The organism is Haloterrigena sp. KLK7, assembly GCF_037914945.1.
Taxonomy (GTDB): domain Archaea; phylum Halobacteriota; class Halobacteria; order Halobacteriales; family Natrialbaceae; genus Haloterrigena; species Haloterrigena salinisoli.
Window position 1 is genome coordinate 97,296 of record NZ_CP149788.1, and the last position, 23,289, is coordinate 120,584.

Consider the following 23,289-nt stretch of genomic DNA (forward strand, 5'->3'; position numbering starts at 1 on the left):
CATCTAACAACTGAGTACATGTCACGGATACGCGCAACATACCGAATCGAAACGCCCTACGAACCCGAGCACGCGGCCGAGGCGATCGCGAACGAGCAGTCCTCCGGGACGTTCGTCGAGGTCTCGACCGAAACGGACGGCCTCACCGAACGACACGGTGCGACGGTCGAATCGATCACCGAACTCGACGTCGTGGACGAACCGACCCTTCCGGGCTCCGCTTCGCCCGCCGGCGCCGCGGAGTCGCCGACGTACACGCGAGCGGAGGTCGTCCTCTCGTACCCCGTCGAGAACATCGGGACGTCGCTGCAGAATCTCATGACGTTAGTCGCGGGGAACCTCTTCGTGTTGAAGGAGCTGTCCGGCGTTCGGCTGGTTGACCTCTCCCTGCCCGAGGAGTTCGCAGCCGCGCAGCCGGGACCGCAGTTCGGCATCGATGGGACCCGCGAACTCGTCGGCGTTCGGGACCGGCCGATCATCGGAAGCATCATCAAGCCCAGCGTCGGCCTCTCTCCGGAGGAGACCGGCGACATCGTCGAGACGCTCGTCGAGGCTGGCGTCGACTTCATCAAGGACGACGAACTCATCGCCAGTCCGCCCTACTCTCGAGTCGAAGACCGCATCGCGGAAGTAATGGACGCGATCCACCGCCACGAAGCGGAGACCGGGAAAACGGTGATGTACGCCTGTAACGTCACCGGCGACATCGACGAAATGCTGGAGCGACACGACGCGGTGAAGGAGGCCGGCGGCAACTGCCTCATGGTGAGCCTCCGAAGCGTCGGTCTCGCCGGCGTCCAGAAACTCCGCGAGGAGTCTGAGCTTCCGATCCACGGGCATCGAAACGGATGGGGTGCGCTCTCCCGGTGTCCCCAACTGGGTTTCAGCTACGAGGCGTGGCAGAAATTCTGGCGACTCGCCGGCGTCGATCACCTGCACGTGAGCGGCATCCGAAACAAGTTCACGGAATCGGACGAATCGGTCGTCTCTTCCGCCACGGAGTGCCAGACGCCGATCGCGTCCGACGACGACACGGTGATGCCCGTGTTTTCCTCGGCCCAGTGGGCCGGACAGGCGCACGACACCTACGAGTCCGTCGGAAACACCGATCTCATGTACCTGGCGGGCGGGGGCATCCACGGCCACCCCGACGGGCCTCGAGCGGGCGTCGCTCACCTCAAGCAAGGATGGGAGGCCGCGATGCAGGGTATTCCGCTCGAAGAATACGCAGAGACGCACGAAGAACTACGAACGGCAATCGACTACTACGGAGACAATGACTGACGACGAACTACTGCTGACGTTCTACGGAGACGACTTCACGGGATCGACCGACGCGCTAGAGGGATTGGCCGACAACGGCGTTCGAGCCGTCCTCTTCATGACACCCCCGACCGCGGAGGACCTGGAGCGCTTCGATGACCTCGACGCTGTCGGCGTCGCCGGTGTAAGCCGGACGATGACGCCGGAAGAGATGGAATCGGAACTGCAGCCGGTTTTCGAAGCGCTCGCCGAATTGGACGCTCCGATCGTCCACTACAAGGTCTGCTCGACGTTCGATTCCTCGCCGGAGGTCGGGAGCATCGGGACCGCGATCGACATCGCCCAAGACGTGTATGACTCGCCGTTCGTTCCCGTGTCTCAGGGAACGGAGGTCCCGCACGGACGCTACGTCGCGTTTTCGAACCTCTTTGCGGAACAGGGAGGGGAGGTGTACCGGATCGATCGCCACCCGACCATGCGCGACCATCCGGTCACCCCGATGCACGAGAGCGACCTCCGGCGCCACCTCGGAGAGCAGACGAGTCGCCCGATCGGCCGCGTCGACCAACGGTTCCTCGACGACTACGAGGCCGCCGAGGCGGAACTCACGGAGACGATTCGCGAGGACGAAATCGTCGTCCTCGACGCGCTGAACACGGACCACCTCGATACGATCGGACGCCTCCTGTGGACCCGCGCGACCGACGCGTCGGGCCCGCTGTTCGCGGTCGGCTCCTCTGGCCTCGAGCATCACGCCCTCGTCAGTCACTGGGACGAGACCGGCGAGATCGATCGGGACGCGACGTACTTCGAGAAGCGGGAACCGGCGGACAACATCGCCGTCATGTCCGGTAGCGCCTCCGAAGAGACGGCGGCGCAGATCGACTGGGCGAACGAACACGGGTTCCGCCTCGTTTCGATCGACACCGAGCGTCTGGTCGACCCGGACGAGAAGAGCGACGCGCGGGCCGCCGCAGTCGAGGAGGCCCTCGCTGTACTGGACGACGGCGAGAGCGTCGTTCTCTACTCCGCCCGCGGTCCGGACGATCCCGCTATCGACGCCACGCGGGCGGCGTTCGAGGAACACGGTACGGAGGAGAGCCTCGAATCGTATCTGGGGCGCCAGCAGGGGATTATGTTCCGCGAGATCCTCGAGCGATCGGGCGTGACGCGCGCCTGCGTCGCCGGCGGGGACACGAGCAGCCACGTGATCTCAGAACTGGACCTCGACGCACTCGAGGCGATCGCACCGGTCGCACCCGGTGGACCGCTGTGCCGAGCCCACTCGACGACGGAATTCGATGGTCTAGAACTCGCGCTTAAGGGAGGGCAAGTCGCCACGAGGAACGACGAATTCGATTACTTCGGGGTCGTTCAGCAGGGCGGAATAGACCGGACCGACTGAGAACTCCAGTTGTATCGACTGTGATGACGTCCCTCTCGCCGGCGAACGAATAGACGCGATTCGAGTTCTCTCGCCCTCCGAACGCGGTATGCTGTACTAGATTTAAATGACTGCAACGTGTGGATTACCTATGTCCACCGTCCCATCGAGAAGGCTGGCTAGTGGCGATCAGATTCCCGTAATCGGCGCTGGCACGTGGGATCTAGCCGGAGAGACAGTCAAGGAGTCGGTCCGCTGTGCTCTGGACACCGGGTACACCCACGTGGATACCGCCGAAGGGTACGAGAACGAAACCGAAATCGGCGAGGTACTCGCGGAGTACGACCGCGACGAGGTATTTCTCACATCGAAGGTCCTCCCGAAGCACCTCAATTACGGGTCAGTCCTCGAGTCGTGTCGAGACTCGATTCGAAGACTCGGCGTCGAATACCTCGATCTCTATCTCATCCACTGGCCGAATCCGGCGATCTCAGTTCGGGAGACGTGGAACGCGATGGAACGACTCGTCGAGGAGGGATACGTGGAAAATATCGGTGTCTCCAACTTCTCGGCGTACCAGCTGTCGGCGGTCCAGCACATCGCCGACGTCCCCGTCGCGGTCAACCAGATCGAGTACAACCCCCTTTACGCCCGATCGGAACTGCTCGAGTACTGTCGCGACACCGATGTCGTCGTCGAGGCCGCTGCCCCGTTCGGCAGAGGAAAAGCCTTCGACCATCGAACCGTTCGAGACGTCGCCGAGAAACACGACAGGTCTCCCGCGCAGGTCGCGCTCCGGTGGGCGATCGAGAAAGACGTCGTCGTCCTCCCGAAGTCCAGTTCGCCGGACCACATCCGGTCGAATTTCGACCTGTTCGACTGGGAACTCGACGCAACGGACCACGAGAAACTCGACGGGATCGAAGAGTCTGACCCCGCTTACGACTCCGGTGCCCGGGACTGGACGAGAGATACCTACGGGATTCCGAAATAAGCGATCGGAGACGGTCGGGGAGGATCTCTCGTGAACGGACGGCAACTGCGACGAGAACAGTCTGGAATAAAATCACTATTTTTTATACTGCGTTTGCGTTACTCTGTACCATGAGGAATGTGAAGATCGTTTGCACACTCGGACCTGCGTCGAACGACGGGGAGACGATCCGAGAACTCGTCACAGCCGGCATGTCCGTTGCGCGGCTGAACGCGAGCCATGGGTCCCGTGAGGATCACGCGGAACTAATCGACCGCATTCGCACGGTCGACGAGGAGCGAGCGGGATCCGTTGCGGTCATGCTCGACATGCAAGGGCCGGAGATTCGGACTGCACCGCTGGCCGAGGGTGAGACGGTGACGCTGGAGGCCGGCTCCGAGGTCCGGTTCGTCGAGGGAACGGAGGCGACTCCGGAGACCATCGGCCTCTCACTGTCGATCGACACCGTCGAACCGGGCGATCGCATCCTGCTGGATGACGGACTCATCGAGACGACCGTCCTGGAAAACGACGGTAACGCGGTTCGCGCACGGGTCGACACCGGGGGCGATTTGGGCGGCCGGAAGGGCGTGAATATCCCCGGCGTTGATCTCGATCTCGACATCGTCACCGAATCCGATCGCGAGGTCCTCGAGCTGGCCGCCGAGAAGGACGTCGACTTCGTCGCGGCGAGTTTCGTCCGCGACGCCGAAGACGTCTACGAGGTCAGCGAAGTGCTCGAGGAGCAGGGCGTCGATATTCCGATCATCGCGAAGATCGAACGCACCGGTGCGGTGGAGAACTTGGACGAGATCATTGACGCTGCCTACGGCGCGATGGTCGCTCGCGGGGATCTGGGTGTGGAGTGTCCGATGGAGGACGTCCCGATGGTCCAGAAACGAATCATTCGGAAGTGCCGCGAGGAGGGGTCACCGGTGATCACGGCCACGGAGATGCTCGACTCGATGGTTCACGCCCGGCGGCCGACCCGCGCCGAGGCCTCGGACGTCGCGAACGCCGTCCTCGACGGCACCGACGCGGTGATGCTGTCAGCTGAGACCGCCATCGGCGACCACCCCGTCGCCGTCGTCGATGCCATGGACAGAATCATCCGCCAGGTCGAAAAGTCCGACGAGTATGCCGAGTTACTCGAGCAGCGCATCCCAGCGGCAGGTGAAGCGCAGACGGACGCGCTGGCTCGCTCGGCGCGGTTCCTGGCGCGGGACATCGGTGCAGACGCGGTCGTCGCCGCGACAGAATCCGGCTATACAGCGCTAAAGACGGCGAAGTATCGGCCGGACGTGCCAGTCGTCGCCTCGACGCCGAGTCAGGAAGTACGCCGCCGACTCGCACTGACATGGGGGGTAACGCCACTGTATGCGCCCGTGTCGGGCCAGGGTGCCGATGCTGTCGTCGAGAAGGCAGTCCAAGCGGCACTGAACGCCGGCGCTGCTGAAAGCGGAGACACCGTCATCGTTCTCTGTGGGATGATGACTGATCTCGAGGGAACGAACACGACGAACATGCTCAAAGTCCACGTCGCGGCCGAGGCGCTGACGACCGGGCGGGTCATCGTCGAGGGTCGAGTCACTAACTCCGTCACTCGCCTCTCGGACGGTGACCTTTCGAATGTCGCAGACGGGTCAATCCTCGCGCTGCCCGCCGACTTTGATGGAGAGTTCACCGGTGACACGAGCCTCATTGATGGGATTATCAGCGCCGAACAAGCGATGACCAGCTATCCGGCAATGGTTGCACGAGAGTTAGAAATTCCGATGATTACTGGTGCGGACGTACAGGACATCGGTGATGGAAATACCGTTACGCTTGACGCCGAACGCGGCATCGTATACAGTGGAGACATCCTAGAAGATACTCGATAAATAGACATATACAGTTGGAGAGCACTGGTAACAGTGAGAACAGTATGGTGATTGCCGACATTCAACTCCGGCGTATCCTCGATTCCCGAGGGAATCCAACAGTTGAGGCAGACGTTGTGACCGAAAACGGTGGCTTCGGCCGCGCCGCGGCACCGAGCGGTGCCAGCACGGGCGAGTACGAGGCCGTCGAGCGACCGCCGAGCGAGGCGATCGCCGCGGCCCGCGAACGCGTCGTTCCCCGACTCGTGGGCGAGGCCGACGCGGGGAACCAGCGCGAGGTCGACGCCATTCTCCACGCCGCCGACGGGACCGACGACTTCTCGGAGATCGGTGCCAACAGCGCGGTCGCCATCTCGATGGCCGCCGCGAAGGCCGGTGCCGACGTGCTCGGCGCGCCGCTGTTCCAGCATCTCGGCGGCGCGTTCCGCGGCGAGAACTTCCCGATCCCGCTCGGGAACGTCATCGGCGGCGGCGAACACGCCGCCGACGCGACCGACATTCAGGAGTTCCTCGTCGCGCCCGTCGGCGCACCCAGCGTCGAGGACGCCGTCTTCGCCAACGCCACCGTCCACGGCACCGTCGCCGACCTGCTCGAGGAACGCGACGTCCCCTGCGGCAAGGGCGACGAGGGCGCGTGGGCACCGTCGATCGACGACAGCGAGGCCTTCGAGATCGTCGACGAAGCGGTCTCGACCGTCCAGGACGAGGTCGGATTCGAAGTGAAGTTCGGTCTCGACGTCGCCGGCGCGGAGCTGTACGACGGCGACTCCGGCACCTACGAGTACAGCGATCGGAGCCGCGACACCGACGAGCAGATCGAGTACATCGCGGACCTCGTTCGCGAGTACGATCTGGTCTACGTCGAGGACCCCCTCGACGAGGACGACTACGACGCCTTCGCCGACCTCACCGACGAGGTCGGCAGCGCGGCGCGGAACGCCGCGGGCAGTGCGAGCGGGCAGCGCCCGCGAGCAGACGAGACGCTGATCTGCGGTGACGACCTGTTCGTCACCAACACCGGCCGGCTCCGTGAGGGGATCGATCGGGGCGCGGCCAACAGCATCCTGATCAAGCCCAACCAGATCGGAACGCTAACCGACGCCTTCGACGCGATCGAACTCGCGACGGAGCACGGCTACGACTCGGTCATCTCCCACCGCTCGGGCGAGACCGAGGACGCGACCATCGCACACCTCGCCGTCGCGACCGACGCCCCCTACATCAAGACGGGTGCCGTCGGCGGCGAGCGAACCGCCAAGCTCAACGAGCTCATCAGAATCGCAGACGACGCAGTATAATCAGACACTCTGCGGCGGAAATAACCCCATTCTCATACGTATACTCGAGAAGTATATCGGGGACTGATCCATCGGCTTTTTCGCGACGGATTTCAATCAGTGAACTCGAGGTATGGCTCGTCGCCTCGACGGCGAGCGAGCGTCGTTCCTACGCCACTTCGGACGCGACTTCCTCGAGTTTTTCCTCGGAAAACACCCGGTCTTTCCAGTCGGACCTGAAGATATCCTCTTCGGTCTCGTCGATGATCGCCTGTGCGCCGTCGGAGAACGGGAAATCGGTGAATCCGAACACGATCCCCAGCTCGACCCGAAAGTGTCCGAAGAGGAAATCTCTCGCTGCCTGTTCGGGAACGCCCTGTTCAACCACGTGATCGTACGCTTCTCGGACGGCGTACAGACACGAACCGAGCACCATTTCGACGAGCGCTGGCTCCAGCAAGAACATCTGCTCCGTCGTCAGCTCGTGGGCGCGGCGGACCGGCGCGTAGATGTCGCGTGCGAGGGCCTCACCGCGCTCGTAGTCCTCGTCGGGGCCCTGATGGAGGGCGCAGACGATGTCCTGTTCTTCTCGACCCTGGCCGCCGAACCAGTCCGGATCTTCGCGGCTCAAATCCGAACTCGCATCGATGATCGACGGGTGCGCGGGGTGGGTGATGAAGTAGGAGATATCGTCCCGCTCGGAGAGCGCGTCGGCGTACGCCGCCGCGGGGTCGAGGAGGACGACCATCGTTCCGCTGTCGATCTTCGGGACGATGTCTTCGGAAATCGGCCCGATGAGGTCGTCCGGAACCGCCATGACGACGATCTCGGCGCCGTCGAGCGCCTGCGATTCGTCGACCGCGGAGACGCCTCGCTCAGCGAGTCTCTCTCGGCCCTCTTCGCTCGGTTCTACGTACCGCACGTCGTATCTGGCGTTATCCTTGAGGCGGTCGGTGATCCTGCAGCCCATCTTTCCGCCGGCTCCCAGAAGAGCGACTCGAGTGGTCATGCTTACTGATCCATATCCACCAACTCCGCCCGGCGGGTTAAACATTGCTGCTACGGCGCGAGTACGGCGAATTAGCGAGAGACGATGCCGTCGTCCGGAGGATATCGTCGACGGTGTCCCTCGCAGAAGTCGACGGAGGCTCCGCGAGACGGCTTTTCGCGAGTAACGAGAAATATGCCGCGCGGTGTTCCAACGTGGAATATTGGGGCGATACGGACCAACAGACGTGTAGCAGTCCGCTTTCCTCCTCGCTAACCGCACTTCGGTCCGGGGATCGGGTATCGGATACACCCCGCTTCGACGGCGATCGTGAACCGGACAATTTCGGGCGACTCGGGCCGGTAGTGCCGACGTGTTCGTCCTGAGATGAAAACTACTCGAGCGGATGATAGGTATAACTGCGGAGAATTACCCGAAGTATTTTGCCGGTAGAAGCTAGAGATCGACTATGGACGAAGATCTTAGCGAGAGGCGAACAGTACAGGCGACGGAGACAGCGTTCGACATCGTGGAATACCTCCAGGCGGAGAACGGAGCGAAACTCCACGAGATCGCGGACGCGTTGGACCTGGCGAACAGCACGGTGTACCACCACCTGAACACCCTCCTCAAGCGGAGGTACGTCACTAGAGACGGCGACATGTACTATCCCGGTCTGGAGTTCCTCAACGTCGGAGGATGGGTTCGCGACCGACGAAGAGTAAATCGCCTGTCCGAGTCGTTCGTCAAAGCGCTCGCGGAGGAAACCGGCGAACAAGTGCAGTTCATCGCCGAGGAGAACGGGTTCGGCTATCACGTGTACACGGCGACCGGCGAACACGCGACGTCGATCGACAGCCGGTCGGGGAAACGAATCTACCTCCACGCGAACGCGGCGGGGAAGGCGATTATCGCCTACGATTCCGAGGAGCGTATCGACGAAATTATCGACACGGTGGGACTGCCCGCACTCACCGAACACACGATCACGGATCGGGAAGAGCTGATAACCGAACTCGAGCAGGTCCGCGAACAAGGGTATGCCTACAACTGGGAGGAGCACGTCGAAGGATACTGCGGAATCGCGGTTCCCATACGGCCGGAGGACGAGGTACTGGGAGCGCTCGCGCTCGGCGGGCCGATCGAACGCATCAAGAACGAACAATCGAAGGAAGCGTTGACGCAGCGACTGCGGGAAACAGGCAACGAGTTCGAACTAGAACTCAAGTTCCCCGACTTGTAGTCGACTCCAACGACCGGTTTCAACTCGTAAGACCGAAACCACCGCTTCGCTCGACCGATGGTTTACAGCCATACATTCGTAAACATCAGGTGCGAGGATGAACACCTGTCTACCTATCGAACGGCCGTTCGAAACGAATTCGTCTCGAGTGACTCGAGTATCCGCTCTCGACGCAGCGCTCGCGGTTCCGACGGGAGGTGGCGCTCTCGCCCTTCGACTCCCAGCGAACCACTCGAGCAGGACGTCGACTGGTATCGGCCGGAATTCGCGCACGAGTACCTCATAGAGGTCGTCTCCGACCGAAATCATCGATCGAGATTCCCAGAGGGGACGGACCCACGCGAGATCACACTTGATTATCGAAGTAATCAAGTGTGTTCTGCCGAACATCTCATTCGGTCGAATTCGGCAAATAGAAATCCGTGTACGGGAAAGACGACCATCGATAAACCATATTCAGCTATATCAAAGTCGAAGGCACTGGAAGTCGAGACTACAACGGGTTTAACGGGCCTGTGATGCGCGGTCTCGGACGAATTAGTGATCGGAAACTGTTTCAGATCGGCTTTCAAACGCCTCTTCCTATCGCACTACCAACTATATCGACCATTGCCTGAGGCTGTCGGCAGTGTCGCCACCGAGCAATTCCTCCAGGGTTTGGTTGTAACGATTCATGCCGTCTGTGTCGGTTCGGAAGTGGAACTTGGCACTGCTTCAGGACAGAATCGCTGGTCACTACAATCGGTTGATCAGATTCAGCGGCTCTCGAGACGCCCTCAGAGCTTGCCGAGTTCCCGCATGAGGTCGACCAATTCACGCGCTGACTCGATTTTCTCTCGTCGCACCTGCTCTTCAAAGCACGGCTCGTCCAGCGACTCGAAGGCGTTAATGGCCCGGTCGAGGTTCTGAATTCTGGGGACCAGCGACTGTCCGGTCTCGTAGTCGACTTCACGCTCTCGAATCTGGCCGATCAGCTGCAACCGCTGCCGGCGGAGATAGGAGAGCACTTCGCGGATGCGTTCGCGCTCTGTCTCCTGTCGGTGGTCCCGGTCGGCGACCTCGAAGTAGAACTCGCGGAGGGGGACGGTCTCGTCTTCGATTCGGACCGTCTCCGGAATCGAACTGCCGATGGTTCCGCTGGACTGGTACACCTGTTCCAGCAATTCCACACGCTGCTGTTCGTTCATTCGTTGCGTCATTATCTGTTCGAAACGTCACGCGGTTGGAAGATAGGTATTCCGAGCAACGAATTGCTCTTAAAATATTGTCATCAACGTTTAAGATGGCGGAAGTGTAGCTCTGAACGATGGATTCGGACGAGTTCTTCGACCTTCTGAGCAACTCGACTCGGATCGACATCCTCCAAACGTTGGCGAACGCATACGAAGAGACGCCGGCTGACCCGTGGCTCGAATACAACGAACTCCGCACGACCGTCGGCGTCCGCGACAACGGGAACTTCAACTATCATCTCGACCGAATGGGCGAGCTGCTCGTGAAGGGGCCAGCGGGATATCGTCTCTCGCGCATCGGCATGGCGATCCTCTCGACGGTCGCCTCCGGCGTCTTCGACCCCGACTGGAAGTGGGGGCCAGTCGACGCACCCGGTGACTGCCAGTACTGTAGCGATCCCGTCCAACTCGTCTACGAAGACGGGAATCTCTGGCTCACCTGCGGGACCGACAGCCACACTATCCCGCTATCGGTGCCGCCGAGTGTCCTCGACTCCCATCCGGACGACGCTGTGGTCGAACAGGTCGCCGTGCTGCAGAACCAGTGGAGTGCGCTGACCCGACGAGGAATCTGTGCGGAATGTTACGGACACGTCGACGGCGATATCCGGTACGGCGGTGCACGCGAGGATCATTACCACTATCACGGGGAGTGCCACCGCTGTGGTTTCCACCACGGCGTTCCCGTCGGCCTGTTCGTCCTCGGCCATCCCACCGTTCGGGCCTTCTACCACGAGCGCGGGGTCGACATCCGGACAACGCCGTTCTGGACACTCGACTACTGTGAACCCGGGAGCGAGACGGTGCTATCTACAGACTCTCTCCGTCTCCGAATCGACGTAACTCACGACGACGACGAACTCCCCGTCACACTCGACCGGGACGGCACTGTCGTCTCGACAGACGACCCGTAGCATGTCCCGGTCCGTGTCTATCCCTCGGTCAAACGCTCTTACGTTCTCGCTCTGGTTCACGAGCGTTGTTTAATCCGATGAGTCTGAATGAGGCAGACAGTGGTTGGAGAGATTTTGATGAGGTGGGCGGAACAGGCCGGCGACACCGGACCCGACGATCACGACGCCGTGCACGGGCGTGGCCGTGCAGTTGTCTCCTTCATTCGGTGTATCGCTCGATCAGGTCACGGAGTCGGTCCGCCGACAGCGCGCCGGTGTGCTGTTCGACCTGCTCGCCGTCCGCGAAGAGGACCAGCGTCGGGACACCGCGAACGCCGTAGGCGCTCGCGAGCTGCTGATGTTCGTCAACGTCGACCTTCGCGATCACGGCATCAGTTTCATCGGCCAGTCCCTCGAGGACGGGTTCGAGCATCTGACAGGGGCCACACCAGTCGGCGTAGAAGTCCACGAGGACGACGTCGTACTCCGCAGTGACGTCCTCGAGGTGGTCGTCGCTCTCCACGGAGAGCGGTTCGTCGATTGACTGCCCGGAAGTGCTGCCGTGTGCATCAGTTGCCATCGCGTCTCCGTACGGGGCGACAGCGTTTAAAGGTGTTGTGTGTATTGTACAATATAGGAACGGAAGTGAGGTGTGATTAGCAGATCCGAGGGATCGGCGTTCCCAGGGGCGATCGTATAGGAATTCTATGGAGGGTCTACAGCTTCGGTTGCCCGAACGCGTCCCGCTGTCGAAACAATTAGCGCGCAAGCCCAGTGATCAGATGTGTGCAGTTTCTGACTGCTGGCGCCCCGTTCACTCGGCTCTCTCCACCGAGGACGGCACAGTGAACCGCGCGAAATATCCGACTCGAGTACTGACGTGGTCCTCGAACTGGAATCCCTGTCGTTCGGCGCGTCGTCGGAGCGTCTCGAGCGTGACGAAATGCGGGTCGGGAAGCGATTCCCCGACGACGAGTCGGCCGCCCGGTTTCAGCACTCGCTCGAGTTCAGCGAGCGCCCGCTCCTGCTCCGGAATTTCGCCGAGAACGAGGACCAGATACGCGGCGTCGAACCTGTCGTCCGGATACGGCAGTTGCCGTCCATCGCCGCGTATCGGTTCGACGTTCCGGTGGCCGTGCCGTCTCGTCCGCGCTCGGAGGTGCTCGGCCATCGCCTGCTGGACGTCGGCGGCGTGGACCGTCCCGTTCGGCTCGATCGCCTGCGCGATCGTCCCCGTGTAGTACCCGGTCCCCGGCCCGAGTTCGAGGATCCGTTCTCCGGGCCGTGGATCGAGGAGATCTCGGAGTCGCGAGCGCGTGATGACCGGCCGAGGGAGATCGATCCAGCGGCGCTGCGAGTACGGGCAGGGCGACGGGTGCGATCGCCACCAGAGCGCGTATCCGATTCCGGCGAGCACGGCCAGACCGAGCAGGGACGCGGCTACTCGAGACGTGCGTCGAGAGATCATCGGGAACGAGTTCACCTCGGATAGGCTAAGGTCTTCTCCCGAAGCGATACGCAGACGAACGCTCTCACCGTCGGCTGCTGCCATGGCCGTGACTTTCCTTTAGACTATTGTACTATATTCACAATACTCCCTAAACGTGTCATTCGGGTCTGACGAGGCGTATCGATCCTCGCGTGAAGGACACGGCTGTAGCAGTCGGGTCATGTAGCACTCGTCCGGAACGCCCATAGCGTCACCGACGATCGTTACGGCTCGTCGTCGGACTGCCGCCACTCGAGAAGCGGTGTATCCGGATTCTCCCGGCCGGAGATGCCACAGATACCGGCGTCGGCTCCCGCCTGTTCGACGCCGTCGGCGATGCGACCGATCTGCCAGTCGACGTAGTGGCCCGCTTCCGACTCGTGGTCGTCGAGAGCGACGCGCGCACGACCCAGATTCGCGAACGACTCACGGAACTCGCAGTCGCGACACTCGATCACGACGTCTGCCTCGCCCATACGGATCGGTTGACGCAAAGCATCGAAAACCCTCCGATCGGCGGTTGCAACCCGACGGCACTACTCGAGATCGCCCTGTGTACCCCCGGCGAGCCAGGCCGCACAGTTGTTCGGTCCCAGCTCGAGTGCCGTCGCCTCGGACTCGTCTTCGGGCGGCTCCGTTCCCGTGTCGATTTCGATCGCGTGCCCGTAGTTCGGCGGTTTCTCGAGCGCGTTCTCGGCCAACCGGTGCACGAACTCGTCTTCCTCGAGTCCGGGTTCGATTTCCGCTGGCCACCGGTCGAACGCCGCCTGTGCGTCGTCGAGGAGGTGTGCGCGTCATATCCTCCGTGAAGATCTCGCGGAGCTTCGGGCCCACCCGCCGTGTACTCTCCGCAGATTCGGCTTCGCCGGATCGACCACGAATCGCCCGCCGAAACCGCGTTCACGCTCATCTGCGCCGAGTGCGAACCGCCGTGTCGGATCATCCCTCCCGTTCGTGCTTCGGATTTACGCATTGTACTCCCACGAGTCGGTGTACGCACCGTAGAGCCGGCGGAGCATTCCGGCGTCGGCGACCAGTTCGAGCGCGGTCGACGGTCGCCCCGCGACGCGTCGCATCACGGTCGCGGGCCGGCGAGTGATGTCGTCGATCGTCAGCCCCTCGAGGGCCTCCGCGACGGACGCCAGGAGCGCGGGGTCCTCGTGTTCGACCCACGCGCCGCGCATCAGCCGAGCGAGTCGGTACTCGGACCGCATCCGGTCGTACAGCTTCCGCGGGTAGGCCGTCTCGTCTCCGCTCGCGATCAGTGTCGCAGCGAGGTACGCCGATCTGATCCCCTGACAGATCCCCTCGCCCTGATACCGGTTTGCGATCCCGGCCGCGTCGCCGACGAGAAACACGTTCGTCTCGGGATCGTAGACGCGGTCGGGATCGAGGCTCGGACCCTTCGGGATGGTAGCGATATTCACGTCCGCCCGGTCCGGGACCGGAAACGAGTTCCGCTCGGCGGCGGCCTCGAGCGCGGCGTAGTAGTCGTCGGGCCGCCGGTCGCCCGCCCAGCCGATGCCGACGTTCGCGTGACGATCCGATTTCGGGAACGCCCACGCGTAGCCGACGTATCCCTCGAAGAAGATCCGCGGTCGATTCCGATACGCCGAGAAATCGCCCTCGACCGTCGCGTTGAGGGCGACCATGTCACCGGTGTACTCGCGCGTGTCCCCGTTCGCCTTGAGCGTCAGGGACGGCTGGCCCGATGCGTCGACGACGTAGTCATACGACTCTATAATGCCGGCGTACTCGTCAGTCGAGACCGATCGCCCAGTCCGAAACTCGACGCCTCTGGTCTCCAGTTCCGCTGCCCACCGCCGTTCGACGACGGATCGCTCGCAGACGTATCCCGGCTCGCAGCGAACGTTCGATTTCGCGAGCGGCCGGACGTCGTGCGATCGATCGGTCCCCTCGTACACGCGGAGCTGGAAGCCGTCGACGTCGTTGACGAATCCGTTTTCGGGCGTCTTCGCGAGCGGTATCAGCGTCGTATCGTTGATCGCCTCGCCGCAGTCGACGCGCTTCTCGTCGTACTCCTGCCGTTCGTAGACGGTCACCCGATCGAGATCCGCGGTTCGGAGCAGTCCCGTCGCCGCCGCGAGCCCGGAGACGGAGCCGCCGAGTACCGCCGCAGTCGACTGGTCGTCGTTCATCGCTGTGCTGTCCCCGTCCGAAACCGACCGCGTCGACGCTAAAGAGAGTACCCGATACACCACCGGTCCGGGACAGTCACGGCGCGCTGCAAGTCTCGTTCCTCGAGTGGCTCTCGCAGGACTGGACGGGATCGAGTCGCCACGGTCACGGCTCATTGACGACCCGTGCGCCGCGAGGTGTCGACGTCGGAATCCGGAAGCGATTTTCGAGATGGACCCAATACTGTACACGATGACGTTGCCTATCGACCCCACCCGGATCGATCCGGACGACGCCAGTGTTAAACAGCGGCGCTCGTTTTCGCGACCGACGTCGGCAACGTCGGCGCCCTGATAGGCTACTGAACCTCTATCACGAACTCCTCGAGGACGAGCACGTCGAGACCCATCCCATAGAAGTCCTCGATCGCTTGGGTCGGCGTCCGAACGACCGGTTCGGCGTGATCGTTGAACGAGGTGTTGAGGACGACCGGCACGCCGGTGAGGTCCGTGAACTCGGAGAGCTATCGTTCGTCGACTCGTCCCTGCCGATTGATTCCGAACCCTTCCCGAACACGCTGACCGAACCCGATCGGTGACAGTCACGAATACGAAAGGTATTCTTGCCACTCGGGACGTCCCTAGAGATGCATGCAGGAACCTTTCGGCCAACGCGGTCGCTTCGCCGCAGGTGCCGTCCTCCTCGCCGTTCTGGCCGGACTCGTGTTGTGGGCGGGCGCGGTTCCCTCCGACCTGATGGAGAGCGGTCATCCGAACGAAGTCGAGGTGACACCGAACCGTGACGCCTACGTGGGCGAGCAGGTCGCCCTCGGCGGTCGAGTCGTCGACACGGACCCCGTCGTTATCGCGACTCGCGCCAGCGGCTACGGCAGGTTCACCCTCGTAAACGCGAACGAGGGGCTCCAGAACTCGGACGTGTCTCTCGAGCGGGGCGATCACGTGACCGCGTTCGGTACCCTCGAGGACGAGTCGACCCTCGTCGTCGACCGAACGACGGTCGGCGACGCGGCCGGGACGAGGTACATGCTCCTCGTCTCGTTCGTCGGCGGATTGTGGGTCGTCAGCCGGTTCGTCCGCGACTGGCGGTTCGATTGGAGCCGGCTCGCGTTCGTCCGACGGGACGGTCCGCTTTCGCTCCGAGACGTGCTCCCCGGGACTCGAGGGGACGCAAGCGGTGGTGATCGCGGTGACTGACGTCCTCACGCACGTCATCGTCGGGTACGTCATCGGAACGCTCCTCTCGATTCGATACGAGCGGCTGCGACGAGCGCACGTAACGCTCGTGATGGTCGGCGCGCTCTCGCCCGACTTCACGAAGATCGACCTCGTGCTCCCGGACGAGTTCGTCGGGTACCTGCTCGGCATCCCCTTCTCGTGGGCGCCGCTACACGTTCTCGGTGGGACGATCGTCGTGACGCTCTTCGGATCGCTCCTGTTCGCACCCGAGTACCGGCGAGACATAATCGTGCTCGTCGCGATCGGTGCGGCCTCACACCACGTCCTCGATCTGGCGCTCATGACGCCGACGGGATACTCCTACGCTGTGTTCTGGCCGCTAACCGAGTACCGACTGCCGTCGGGCGGGCTCTACATGAGTTCCGACCGCTGGCCGGCGCTCGTTTCCGGACTGTGCGCGGTACTCGTCTGGGCAGTCGAGCGGAGGCTCAGTGTGCGACGAGACGCGCGTTCAGCGTCGCTCGACTGAATGGAGGCTCGAGAATCCGTGCGTCCAGCGGAATCAACTTCGATCGAACTCAGTGGGAACTGGTTTAGTACTCAGTGTCGCGAAATTGCAGTATTACACCGTTCATCGGCCAAATTTTGGCTAAAACCAGAGTTCCACGGACGAGCCTACGACTCCAGTCGTAGGTCGGGTCGGACGATCTGAACGACGCCGTCGAAAGCCGCGCTCTCCTCGAGGTCGGTGCTAGCGGTCGACGCGACCCCAGCCGTTCATCCCGTCGTCGACCGACTTCGCGTCGAATCCGTGCTCGCGGAGGAACTCCGCGGCCCGCGCCGACGTGACGCCGGCGACGCAGACGACCGCGATCTCCGTGTCTTTCGGGAGCTCGTCCAGGTGCTCCTCGAGCGTCGAGTAGTCGTATTCCAGCAGTTCGTCGTAGACCGGGATGTTCGTGCTCCCGTCGATCCGCCGCTCTTCGTAGTCGTCTTCGCTCCTGACGTCGAGAACGAAGAGATCCTTCGCATCGTCCTCGTCGATACGTCGAGCGACCTCCGCCGGATAGAGATTAGTATTGTCCATTTCACCCAATAATACACGATTACGATTCTTAAGTTCGTCGGTCGAATCCGGATTCCACGGCTCGAGCGACCACGGGACGATTCATCTGCTCAGTGGGTCGGAATGGGCCGGACTACGCCCTAACACAGCCATTCATCGTCCTGCCGAACAGCGACGGAGACGCCGATAGCGACGGTGACGGTGATTCGACTACGAACCGCTGAGTGGTAGGGAGGCTTCTGTCGGTGAGACGACCTCGAGAACGGCTCGAAGAGAGTGAGAGTAGAACGAGAGCGAGAGCGAGTATCGGCCGGTAGACGATTAGCTCTGGGTGGGAATCTCGGTGTCGGCCTCGGCGTGTTCGTACTTGTCCTCGAACTCCTGGATGAGTTGGCCTATCTTCGCGTACCAGTCGTTGAGCGTCCGCTGCATGTCGTTTGCAATCTGGGTTGGGTCCGTCGGATAGTAAACGTGATAGTAGCCGCCCTGGTCGTAGTTGATCTGCTCCTTCTGGATGAATCCGCTCTTGAGCAACCGCTGGATCGATCGGTACGCGGTCGAGCGCTCGCGGTCGACCTGCTCGGCGACCTCGTCGATCGTCAACGCTTCCTCGCTCTCGACCATCACGCGGAAACAGTCCTTGTCGAGTTGCTTGAGCCCGTGGATACATTCCAGCAGCCCCTCGCACTCCATGTCCTGCTGTAGTTGCTCCGCCATTGAGTCAGCCATGTTACTATCGCGTGATAGGGGCCGTGCCGGTATAAGGGTTGTGTGAATATTGTGCAATTCCAATGAGCTGGCACTGAAACGGATTCAGCGGCGTCAATGACGTCAGTCCGTGGACATCGCAGCCGAGTTCGACTCGGTTCGCATCGTCCGACCGGACTGTAGATCACGGCGCCGCTGACCCCGAACGCAGAGAGCAGGATAAGGGCGAAGCGTCGAAGGCCTCGATCCCGAAGTAGTCGCCGGCCTGCTGGAACGCCACGGTGATCGACCCGCCGAGGGACATCAGTTCGAAGTAGACCATGATGACGTCTCCGTCGACGATGTTGGTCGCGGCCGAGCCGACCCGGGTGCCCACGTACTCCCCGCGAGCAGCGCCGCGACGGTCGAGAGGTCGACGCCGCCGTTGAGCCCGTAGATGAACGCGCCGAACCCGCCCGAGAAGACGATCTCGAACAGGTTAGTCCCGACCGCCACCGGGACGGGGCCCCGATGAGGTAGCACATCGAGGGCATCCGGATGAAGCCGCCGACACCCAGAAAGCCCGACAGCAGCCCCGTCACCTCTTCGATGCCGAGGATCACTCACAGCGAGACCTAGATCCCGCCCGCGATCGTCTGTTCGTCCCACCGGACCGGACAGTCTGAACCGGCTCCGACCACCCCACTCGCTCCGAACGCGGACGGGTTCGTACTGAAGGGACACCGATTCGTTCTGAAACCGTCCGCCGAGTTGCTCGTTCGAGGAAAGCTTGAATAGATGTCACGTGATCGATAGCACCAGGCATGGAGATCACACGCGACGAATCGATGCGACGACTCGAGGAGACGGTATCGAACGACGAGCCGATCATCGGCGCCGGAGCCGGGACCGGGATGTCGGCGAAGTTCGCCGAGCGCGGCGGCGTCGACCTGCTGATCATCTACAACTCGGGCCGGTACCGGATGAACGGCCGCGGCTCGCTGGCGGGCCTGCTGCCCTACGGCGACGCCAACGAGATCGTGGTCGACATGGGGCGACAGGTGCTGCCGGTCGTGGAGGACACGCCGGTACTGGCGGGGGTCAACGGAACCGATCCCTTCCGGCAGATGGACGTCTTCATCGAGGATCTCAAGCGCCGCGGGTTCTCCGGCGTCCAGAACTTCCCCACTGTCGGGCTCATCGACGAGGACAGCCAGTTCCGCCGGAACCTCGAGGAGACGGGGATGGGTTACGACAAGGAAGTCGAGATGATCCGGGAGGCCGCCGAGCAGGACATGCTTACGTGTCCGTACGTCTTCACCGAGGAGCAGGCCCGCGAGATGACCGAGGCCGGTGCGGACGTGATCGTCTCGCACATGGGGCTGACGACGTCAGGTGACATCGGCGCCGAAACGGCGCTGGACCTCGACGCGGCGGCCGACCGGGTGCAGGCCCACCACGACGCCGCCAAAGACGTGAACGAAGACGTGCTCGTCATCTGTCACGGCGGCCCGATCGCCTGGCCGGACGACGCCGAATACGTCCTCAACAACACGGAGGGCGTCGTCGGCTTCTTCGGTGCGTCCAGCCTCGAGCGGCTGCCGACCGAGGAGGCCATCGAGAACCAGGCCCGCGAGTTCAAATCGATCGAGTTCCGACCGTGACGGGGACGCACTTCGTCGAACCGGACGACGTCGAGAGCCTGGCGTTCGACTGGGGCGTCCTCAAGTGGCTGCACACCCCCGACGTCACCGGCGGCGACCGCTTCAGCGCGGGCGTCGTGAAACTCGAGCCGGGAACGGGCCACGAGCGACACACGCACCCCGAGAGCGACGAGATCCTCTACGTCCTGCGCGGAGAGGGGAGACAGGAGGTCGGCGAGGAGACCCGCGAGATCACGGCCGGCGAACTGGTGTTCGTTCCGGAGGGTGTCGAACACGGGACGGTGAACACCGGCTGGGAGCCGCTGCTCCTCCTCGCGGTCTACGCGCCGCCGGGACCGGAAGCCGAACTGCGGGAGCTGCCGGAGTGTGAGGTCGTCCCCGCCGGCGAACTGCCGACCGCGGAAAACGACACCCCGAGTGAATCAGACCCATGAGCGTCGTCATTATCGGGACGTTGGACACGAAAGCGGAGGAGATCGGCTTCGCCAGGGACGTTCTCGAAGCCCAGGGCGTCGATGTCCACGTCGTCGACGCGGGCGTGATGGGCGAGCCGGGGTTCGAGCCGGAGACGTCCGCGAGCGAAGTCGCCGACGCAGCGGGGACGACCCTCGAGCACCTCCGCGAGGAGGCCGATCGCGGCGAGGCGATAGAGGCGATGGGGGAGGGCGCGACCGAAATCGCTCAGCGACTCCACGAGGAGGGCATCCTCGACGGCGTCCTCGGATTGGGCGGGTCTGGCAACACCTCGATCGCGACGGCGGCCATGCGGGCGCTGCCCGTCGGCGTGCCGAAGGTTATGGTTTCGACGATGGCGTCGGGCGATACGGAACCGTACGTCGGGGCCCGGGACGTCACGATGATGTACTCGGTCGCGGATATCGAGGGGTTGAACCAGCTCTCACGGCGGATCATCTCCAACGCCGCGTTGGCGATGGTAGGGATGGTCGCGAACGACCCCGACGTCGATGTCGAAGATCGGCCGACGATCGCCGTGACGATGTTCGGCGTCACGACGCCCTGTGTACAGGCGGCTCGCGAGCGACTCGAGGACAGAGGCTACGAGGTGATCGTCTTCCACGCGACCGGGACCGGCGGGCGCGCGATGGAGTCGCTCGTCGAGGAGGGCGTCATCGACGGCGTACTCGACGTCACGACGACCGAATGGGCCGACGAACTGGTCGGCGGCGTCTTGAGCGCCGGTTCGGACCGACTCGAGGCGGCGGGGGACGAGGGGATCCCGCAGGTCGTCTCAACGGGCGCGCTCGACATGGTCAACTTCGGGCCGCGTGATTCGGTCCCTGAGGAGTTCGACGGACGACAGTTCCACGTCCACAATCCGCAGGTAACGCTCATGCGGACGACGCCCGAAGAGAACGCCGAACTCGGGGAGATCATCGCCGAGAAACTCAACGCTGCGACCGAACCCACCGCGCTCGCCCTCCCCCTCGAGGGCGTCTCGGCGCTCGACGTCGAGGGCGAGGACTTCCACGACCCCGAGGCCGACGCGGCGCTGTTCGACGCGCTGCGGTCGTCGCTCGACGACGACGTCGAACTCCTCGAGGTAGAGACCGACGTCAACGACGAGGCCTTCGCGGAGAAACTGGTGGAGACGCTCGACGGGTATATGCAAGATGCCGGACGGGCCCCGTGACGCCAATCGCGGATCGACCGCGTACCACCATCGGCCGCTCGTGGGTGGCCGGCATCATTCTGGTTGATTTGCCGCCTCGAGAAGCCGTTCATCTGCCTCGGCCAACGCGACTCTTCGCAAAAGTGAACGTATTCGGACGAGACGCGCGTCAATCGGGACGGTTTGTGATTCCGATATTGAGAGTATCGTTACTCGTGGAGAAACCGGCAATTGACCCCGTATACCAGAGCGTGCGCTTCTCGCCGGGCCGTAGAGTAACTTGCACTTCGGGGAGATTGCCACCACCGCCACCGGACCTCGACTCTTGAGGGGGCAACGGACGTCTATATCGATGGTTCAGTCGAGGCGTTCATACTCACTCTTTCGCGGACCGATCGACCGACAACATTTCTTAGGCTCGCCTAACAATCGGTGATTTTATTATATTTTAGGCCAGCCTAAAGTCATGATGAGAGATGAGATGAGACGCGTTCGCCGACGCGGATACCAACTGATAACGGAGGGAGACGAATGAGAAACACCGACGACAGCACGACCGGGACGCCGACACGGCGAGACGCGCTAAAGTACGGCGGTGCCCTCGTGACCAGTTCCGCTGTGGCGGGCTGTTCGGAGCTCGTCGGACAGAGCGATAACGGGGACGGCCAATCCGACGGCGCCTATTCGGTGACGATGGCCCCGATAGGGGAGGTGTCGTTCGATTCGCCGCCGGAGAGCATCTTCACGCGGCTCACCCACCACGCCGGCATGGCGTTCGCTCTCGGACGCGGCGACGACGTCAACGCGATGCACGCGCCCGAGTACTACGACCAGCTGTGGAATCAGTTCACTGAACGGCTCCCCGGCGTCACGCTTGACTGGACGGGCTTGTACTCGTCCTGGGATCCGAGTAAGGAGAAACTCTACGACCTTAACAGCGACGTCCACCTCGCCGATCCGGCGAGCGTGAACGCTCTCGACAGCAAGAACCTGTCGGACGTCGAGGAGATTCGGGATACCGTCGCCCCGTGGTTCGGGAACAAGTTCAGCGACAGACACGACGAGCCGCCGGCCGAGTGGGCCGACCGTTACGAGTATTACACGCTCTGGGAGATGTTCGAGAAGGTCGCTCAGGTCTTCCGCGAGGAGGAGCGGTACGAGGCGCTCGCGGAGATACACGCGAACCTACTGGAGACAATCGAGGAGAATCTCCCACCCGAGCAGGATCGCCCGACTGCGGTGCTGGCGGGGATGAGCGACATCGATAGCATCTACGTCTACACGCTGGACACCCCCGGATTCCTGACGGCGCACGTACGCCCGCTCAGCCCGGTCGGCGCGCTGAGCGACAACATCTCCTCCGGGGACAGGGTCGATATGGAAGTCCTGCTCGAGGCCGATCCCGACGTGATCTTCTCGCTGGGCGGGCTACACCCCGAAACCGATATGATCAGGATTCGATCGTCGCTGCGAGATCATGCCGCCGGACAGAAGCTCTCCGCGGTCCAAAACGGGCGCGTCTATCCGCAGGGCGCCCGCTACCAGGGCCCGATCCTGAACCTATTCCAGTTGGAGATGACCGCGAAACAACTGTACCCCGACGTCTTCGGCGAGTGGCCGACGTACACCGAGGGGCCGTATCCGGAGATTCCCGACGACGAACAACTGTTCGATCGTCAGCGGGTTGCGGAGATCATCACGGGTGATCGGTGAATGCGCGCTCGAGAGTGGGCGATCGCCGGCGCGTTCCGCGAGCCGGAAGCGTACGACATCCCCGATCTACCGCCGTGGCGCGTTTGCCGAACCGAGTGCGGCGGACTGGCGTTCGCCGACGAGGAGAACGAGCCGTTCATCGCTGCCGACCATCCGGTCGCGGTCAGACGCTGACGAACGCCACGATGACGCTACCGGTGATACGACACACCGATTGCCGTCTCCGAACGAGAAACCGATAGCTGCTTCCACGCGGAGACCGTTGCGAGGGTGATTCGTTCCTCGAGTACGCGCTTTCGAGAAGTTCGCCAGCGGGACCGCCTCCATGAGAACCATATCTTATATTCATATCTAAGAATCTAATGTTTGTATCATAGATACGGGGGTTAGAAGGTGACCGAGAGGGCAAGCGAATAAAGGGATACCAGCGTAAGCGACCTCGCAGTGCCCGAATACCACTTCCAATTACGCCTCGCCGTCGAATTCTATCCGTAGCTGTAGCGATGTCACGCGACTACTGACAGTCTGCGTAATGCGAGCGCGCCAGATGTCACGCGTCCCGTCAGCTG

At 62.6% G+C, this 23,289-nt stretch carries 21 protein-coding genes and 4 pseudogenes; 14 read left to right on the plus strand and 11 right to left on the minus strand.

From position 1 onward, the window contains the following. Nucleotides 1-18 precede the first annotated feature (18 nt). The 5 genes from WD430_RS19430 (at nucleotide 19) to eno (ending at nucleotide 6,801) form a co-directional block, all read left to right on the plus strand. Complete coding sequence (locus WD430_RS19430) at nucleotides 19-1,284, plus strand: ribulose-bisphosphate carboxylase large subunit family protein (protein WP_339106094.1); 1,266 nt, start codon at nucleotides 19-21, stop codon at nucleotides 1,282-1,284. Further along, a complete protein-coding gene (locus WD430_RS19435; protein ID WP_339106095.1) occupies nucleotides 1,277-2,668 on the plus strand; it encodes a four-carbon acid sugar kinase family protein in 1,392 nt (463 codons plus the stop codon). The genes WD430_RS19430 and WD430_RS19435 overlap by 8 nt, the downstream gene beginning before the upstream one ends. A gap of 130 nt (nucleotides 2,669-2,798) precedes the next feature. Further along, on the plus strand, nucleotides 2,799-3,641 hold the full coding sequence (locus tag WD430_RS19440) for an aldo/keto reductase (RefSeq protein WP_339106096.1): 843 nt from the start codon (nucleotides 2,799-2,801) through the stop codon (nucleotides 3,639-3,641). 110 nt (nucleotides 3,642-3,751) lie between these two features. Continuing rightward, complete coding sequence (gene pyk / locus WD430_RS19445; RefSeq protein ID WP_339106097.1) at nucleotides 3,752-5,503, plus strand: pyruvate kinase; 1,752 nt, start codon at nucleotides 3,752-3,754, stop codon at nucleotides 5,501-5,503. Between the two features lie 44 nt (nucleotides 5,504-5,547). Continuing rightward, on the plus strand, nucleotides 5,548-6,801 hold the full coding sequence (gene eno, locus WD430_RS19450; protein ID WP_339106098.1) for a phosphopyruvate hydratase: 1,254 nt from the start codon (nucleotides 5,548-5,550) through the stop codon (nucleotides 6,799-6,801). Between the two features lie 148 nt (nucleotides 6,802-6,949). Here eno and WD430_RS19455 read toward each other — a convergent pair whose 3' ends face one another. Next, nucleotides 6,950-7,834: a phosphogluconate dehydrogenase C-terminal domain-containing protein gene (locus tag WD430_RS19455; protein ID WP_339106165.1), complete on the minus strand. Its 885-nt coding sequence runs from the start codon at nucleotides 7,832-7,834 to the stop codon at nucleotides 6,950-6,952. Between the two features lie 403 nt (nucleotides 7,835-8,237). Between WD430_RS19455 and WD430_RS19460 the strand changes: the two genes are divergently transcribed. After that, nucleotides 8,238-9,011 carry an IclR family transcriptional regulator gene (locus WD430_RS19460; protein ID WP_339106099.1) on the plus strand — a complete coding sequence of 258 codons (774 nt, stop codon included), beginning with the start codon at nucleotides 8,238-8,240 and terminating at the stop codon, nucleotides 9,009-9,011. Between the two features lie 776 nt (nucleotides 9,012-9,787). Here the strand turns inward: WD430_RS19460 and WD430_RS19465 are convergent. Further along, a complete protein-coding gene (locus tag WD430_RS19465) occupies nucleotides 9,788-10,210 on the minus strand; it encodes a DUF5788 family protein (protein ID WP_339106100.1) in 423 nt (140 codons plus the stop codon). A 107-nt stretch (nucleotides 10,211-10,317) separates the two neighbouring features. Between WD430_RS19465 and WD430_RS19470 the strand changes: the two genes are divergently transcribed. Continuing rightward, complete coding sequence (locus WD430_RS19470; RefSeq protein WP_339106101.1) at nucleotides 10,318-11,157, plus strand: hypothetical protein; 840 nt, start codon at nucleotides 10,318-10,320, stop codon at nucleotides 11,155-11,157. 199 nt (nucleotides 11,158-11,356) lie between these two features. Here WD430_RS19470 and trxA read toward each other — a convergent pair whose 3' ends face one another. From trxA to WD430_RS19500, 6 genes and pseudogenes are all read right to left on the minus strand, one after another. Next, nucleotides 11,357-11,716, minus strand: coding sequence for a thioredoxin (gene trxA / locus WD430_RS19475; protein WP_339106102.1), 360 nt, complete (start codon nucleotides 11,714-11,716; stop codon nucleotides 11,357-11,359). Nucleotides 11,717-11,950: 234 nt separating this feature from the next. Then, nucleotides 11,951-12,604, minus strand: a complete 654-nt coding sequence (locus tag WD430_RS19480) for a methyltransferase domain-containing protein (protein WP_339106103.1) — start codon at nucleotides 12,602-12,604, stop codon at nucleotides 11,951-11,953. A gap of 245 nt (nucleotides 12,605-12,849) precedes the next feature. Next, nucleotides 12,850-13,101, minus strand: a complete 252-nt coding sequence (locus WD430_RS19485; protein ID WP_339106104.1) for a hypothetical protein — start codon at nucleotides 13,099-13,101, stop codon at nucleotides 12,850-12,852. A 60-nt stretch (nucleotides 13,102-13,161) separates the two neighbouring features. Continuing rightward, nucleotides 13,162-13,356 (minus strand): annotated as a pseudogene (locus tag WD430_RS19490) (hypothetical protein); the annotation flags it as partial. A 234-nt stretch (nucleotides 13,357-13,590) separates the two neighbouring features. Next, entirely contained in the window at nucleotides 13,591-14,784 is a 1,194-nt protein-coding gene (locus WD430_RS19495; protein ID WP_339106105.1) for an NAD(P)/FAD-dependent oxidoreductase, read from the minus strand. Between the two features lie 338 nt (nucleotides 14,785-15,122). Beyond that, nucleotides 15,123-15,287, minus strand: a pseudogene (locus WD430_RS19500) (carbamoyltransferase C-terminal domain-containing protein); the annotation flags it as partial. A gap of 127 nt (nucleotides 15,288-15,414) precedes the next feature. Between WD430_RS19500 and WD430_RS19505 the strand changes: the two are divergent. Both WD430_RS19505 and WD430_RS19510 read left to right on the plus strand, forming a co-directional pair. Next, nucleotides 15,415-15,978 carry a hypothetical protein gene (locus WD430_RS19505; protein ID WP_339106106.1) on the plus strand — a complete coding sequence of 188 codons (564 nt, stop codon included), beginning with the start codon at nucleotides 15,415-15,417 and terminating at the stop codon, nucleotides 15,976-15,978. Further along, nucleotides 15,962-16,489, plus strand: a complete 528-nt coding sequence (locus WD430_RS19510; RefSeq protein WP_339106107.1) for a metal-dependent hydrolase — start codon at nucleotides 15,962-15,964, stop codon at nucleotides 16,487-16,489. Before WD430_RS19505 ends, WD430_RS19510 begins: the two co-directional genes overlap by 17 nt. Before the next feature lie 167 nt (nucleotides 16,490-16,656). Here WD430_RS19510 and WD430_RS19515 read toward each other — a convergent pair. The 3 genes and pseudogenes from WD430_RS19515 to WD430_RS19525 all read right to left on the minus strand — a co-directional run. Next, nucleotides 16,657-17,047: pseudogene (locus WD430_RS19515) on the minus strand (rhodanese-like domain-containing protein); the annotation flags it as partial. A gap of 300 nt (nucleotides 17,048-17,347) precedes the next feature. After that, nucleotides 17,348-17,755 (minus strand): helix-turn-helix domain-containing protein, encoded by a 408-nt coding sequence (locus WD430_RS19520; RefSeq protein ID WP_339106108.1) that lies wholly within the window; start codon nucleotides 17,753-17,755, stop codon nucleotides 17,348-17,350. A gap of 102 nt (nucleotides 17,756-17,857) precedes the next feature. Continuing rightward, a pseudogene (locus WD430_RS19525) lies at nucleotides 17,858-18,336 on the minus strand (TSUP family transporter); the annotation flags it as partial. Between the two features lie 201 nt (nucleotides 18,337-18,537). Here WD430_RS19525 and WD430_RS19530 point away from each other — a divergent pair. From WD430_RS19530 to WD430_RS19550, 5 genes are all read left to right on the plus strand, one after another. Next, nucleotides 18,538-19,377, plus strand: a complete 840-nt coding sequence (locus WD430_RS19530) for a phosphoenolpyruvate hydrolase family protein (protein ID WP_339106109.1) — start codon at nucleotides 18,538-18,540, stop codon at nucleotides 19,375-19,377. Then, nucleotides 19,374-19,811 carry a cupin domain-containing protein gene (locus WD430_RS19535; RefSeq protein ID WP_339106110.1) on the plus strand — a complete coding sequence of 146 codons (438 nt, stop codon included), beginning with the start codon at nucleotides 19,374-19,376 and terminating at the stop codon, nucleotides 19,809-19,811. Before WD430_RS19530 ends, WD430_RS19535 begins: the two co-directional genes overlap by 4 nt. After that, a complete protein-coding gene (locus tag WD430_RS19540) occupies nucleotides 19,808-21,028 on the plus strand; it encodes a Tm-1-like ATP-binding domain-containing protein (RefSeq protein WP_339106111.1) in 1,221 nt (406 codons plus the stop codon). Before WD430_RS19535 ends, WD430_RS19540 begins: the two co-directional genes overlap by 4 nt. Nucleotides 21,029-21,538: 510 nt before the next feature. Then, nucleotides 21,539-22,720 (plus strand): ABC transporter substrate-binding protein, encoded by a 1,182-nt coding sequence (locus WD430_RS19545; protein ID WP_339106112.1) that lies wholly within the window; start codon nucleotides 21,539-21,541, stop codon nucleotides 22,718-22,720. Next, a complete protein-coding gene (locus WD430_RS19550) occupies nucleotides 22,721-22,894 on the plus strand; it encodes a hypothetical protein (RefSeq protein WP_339106113.1) in 174 nt (57 codons plus the stop codon). Nucleotides 22,895-23,289 lie beyond the last annotated feature (395 nt).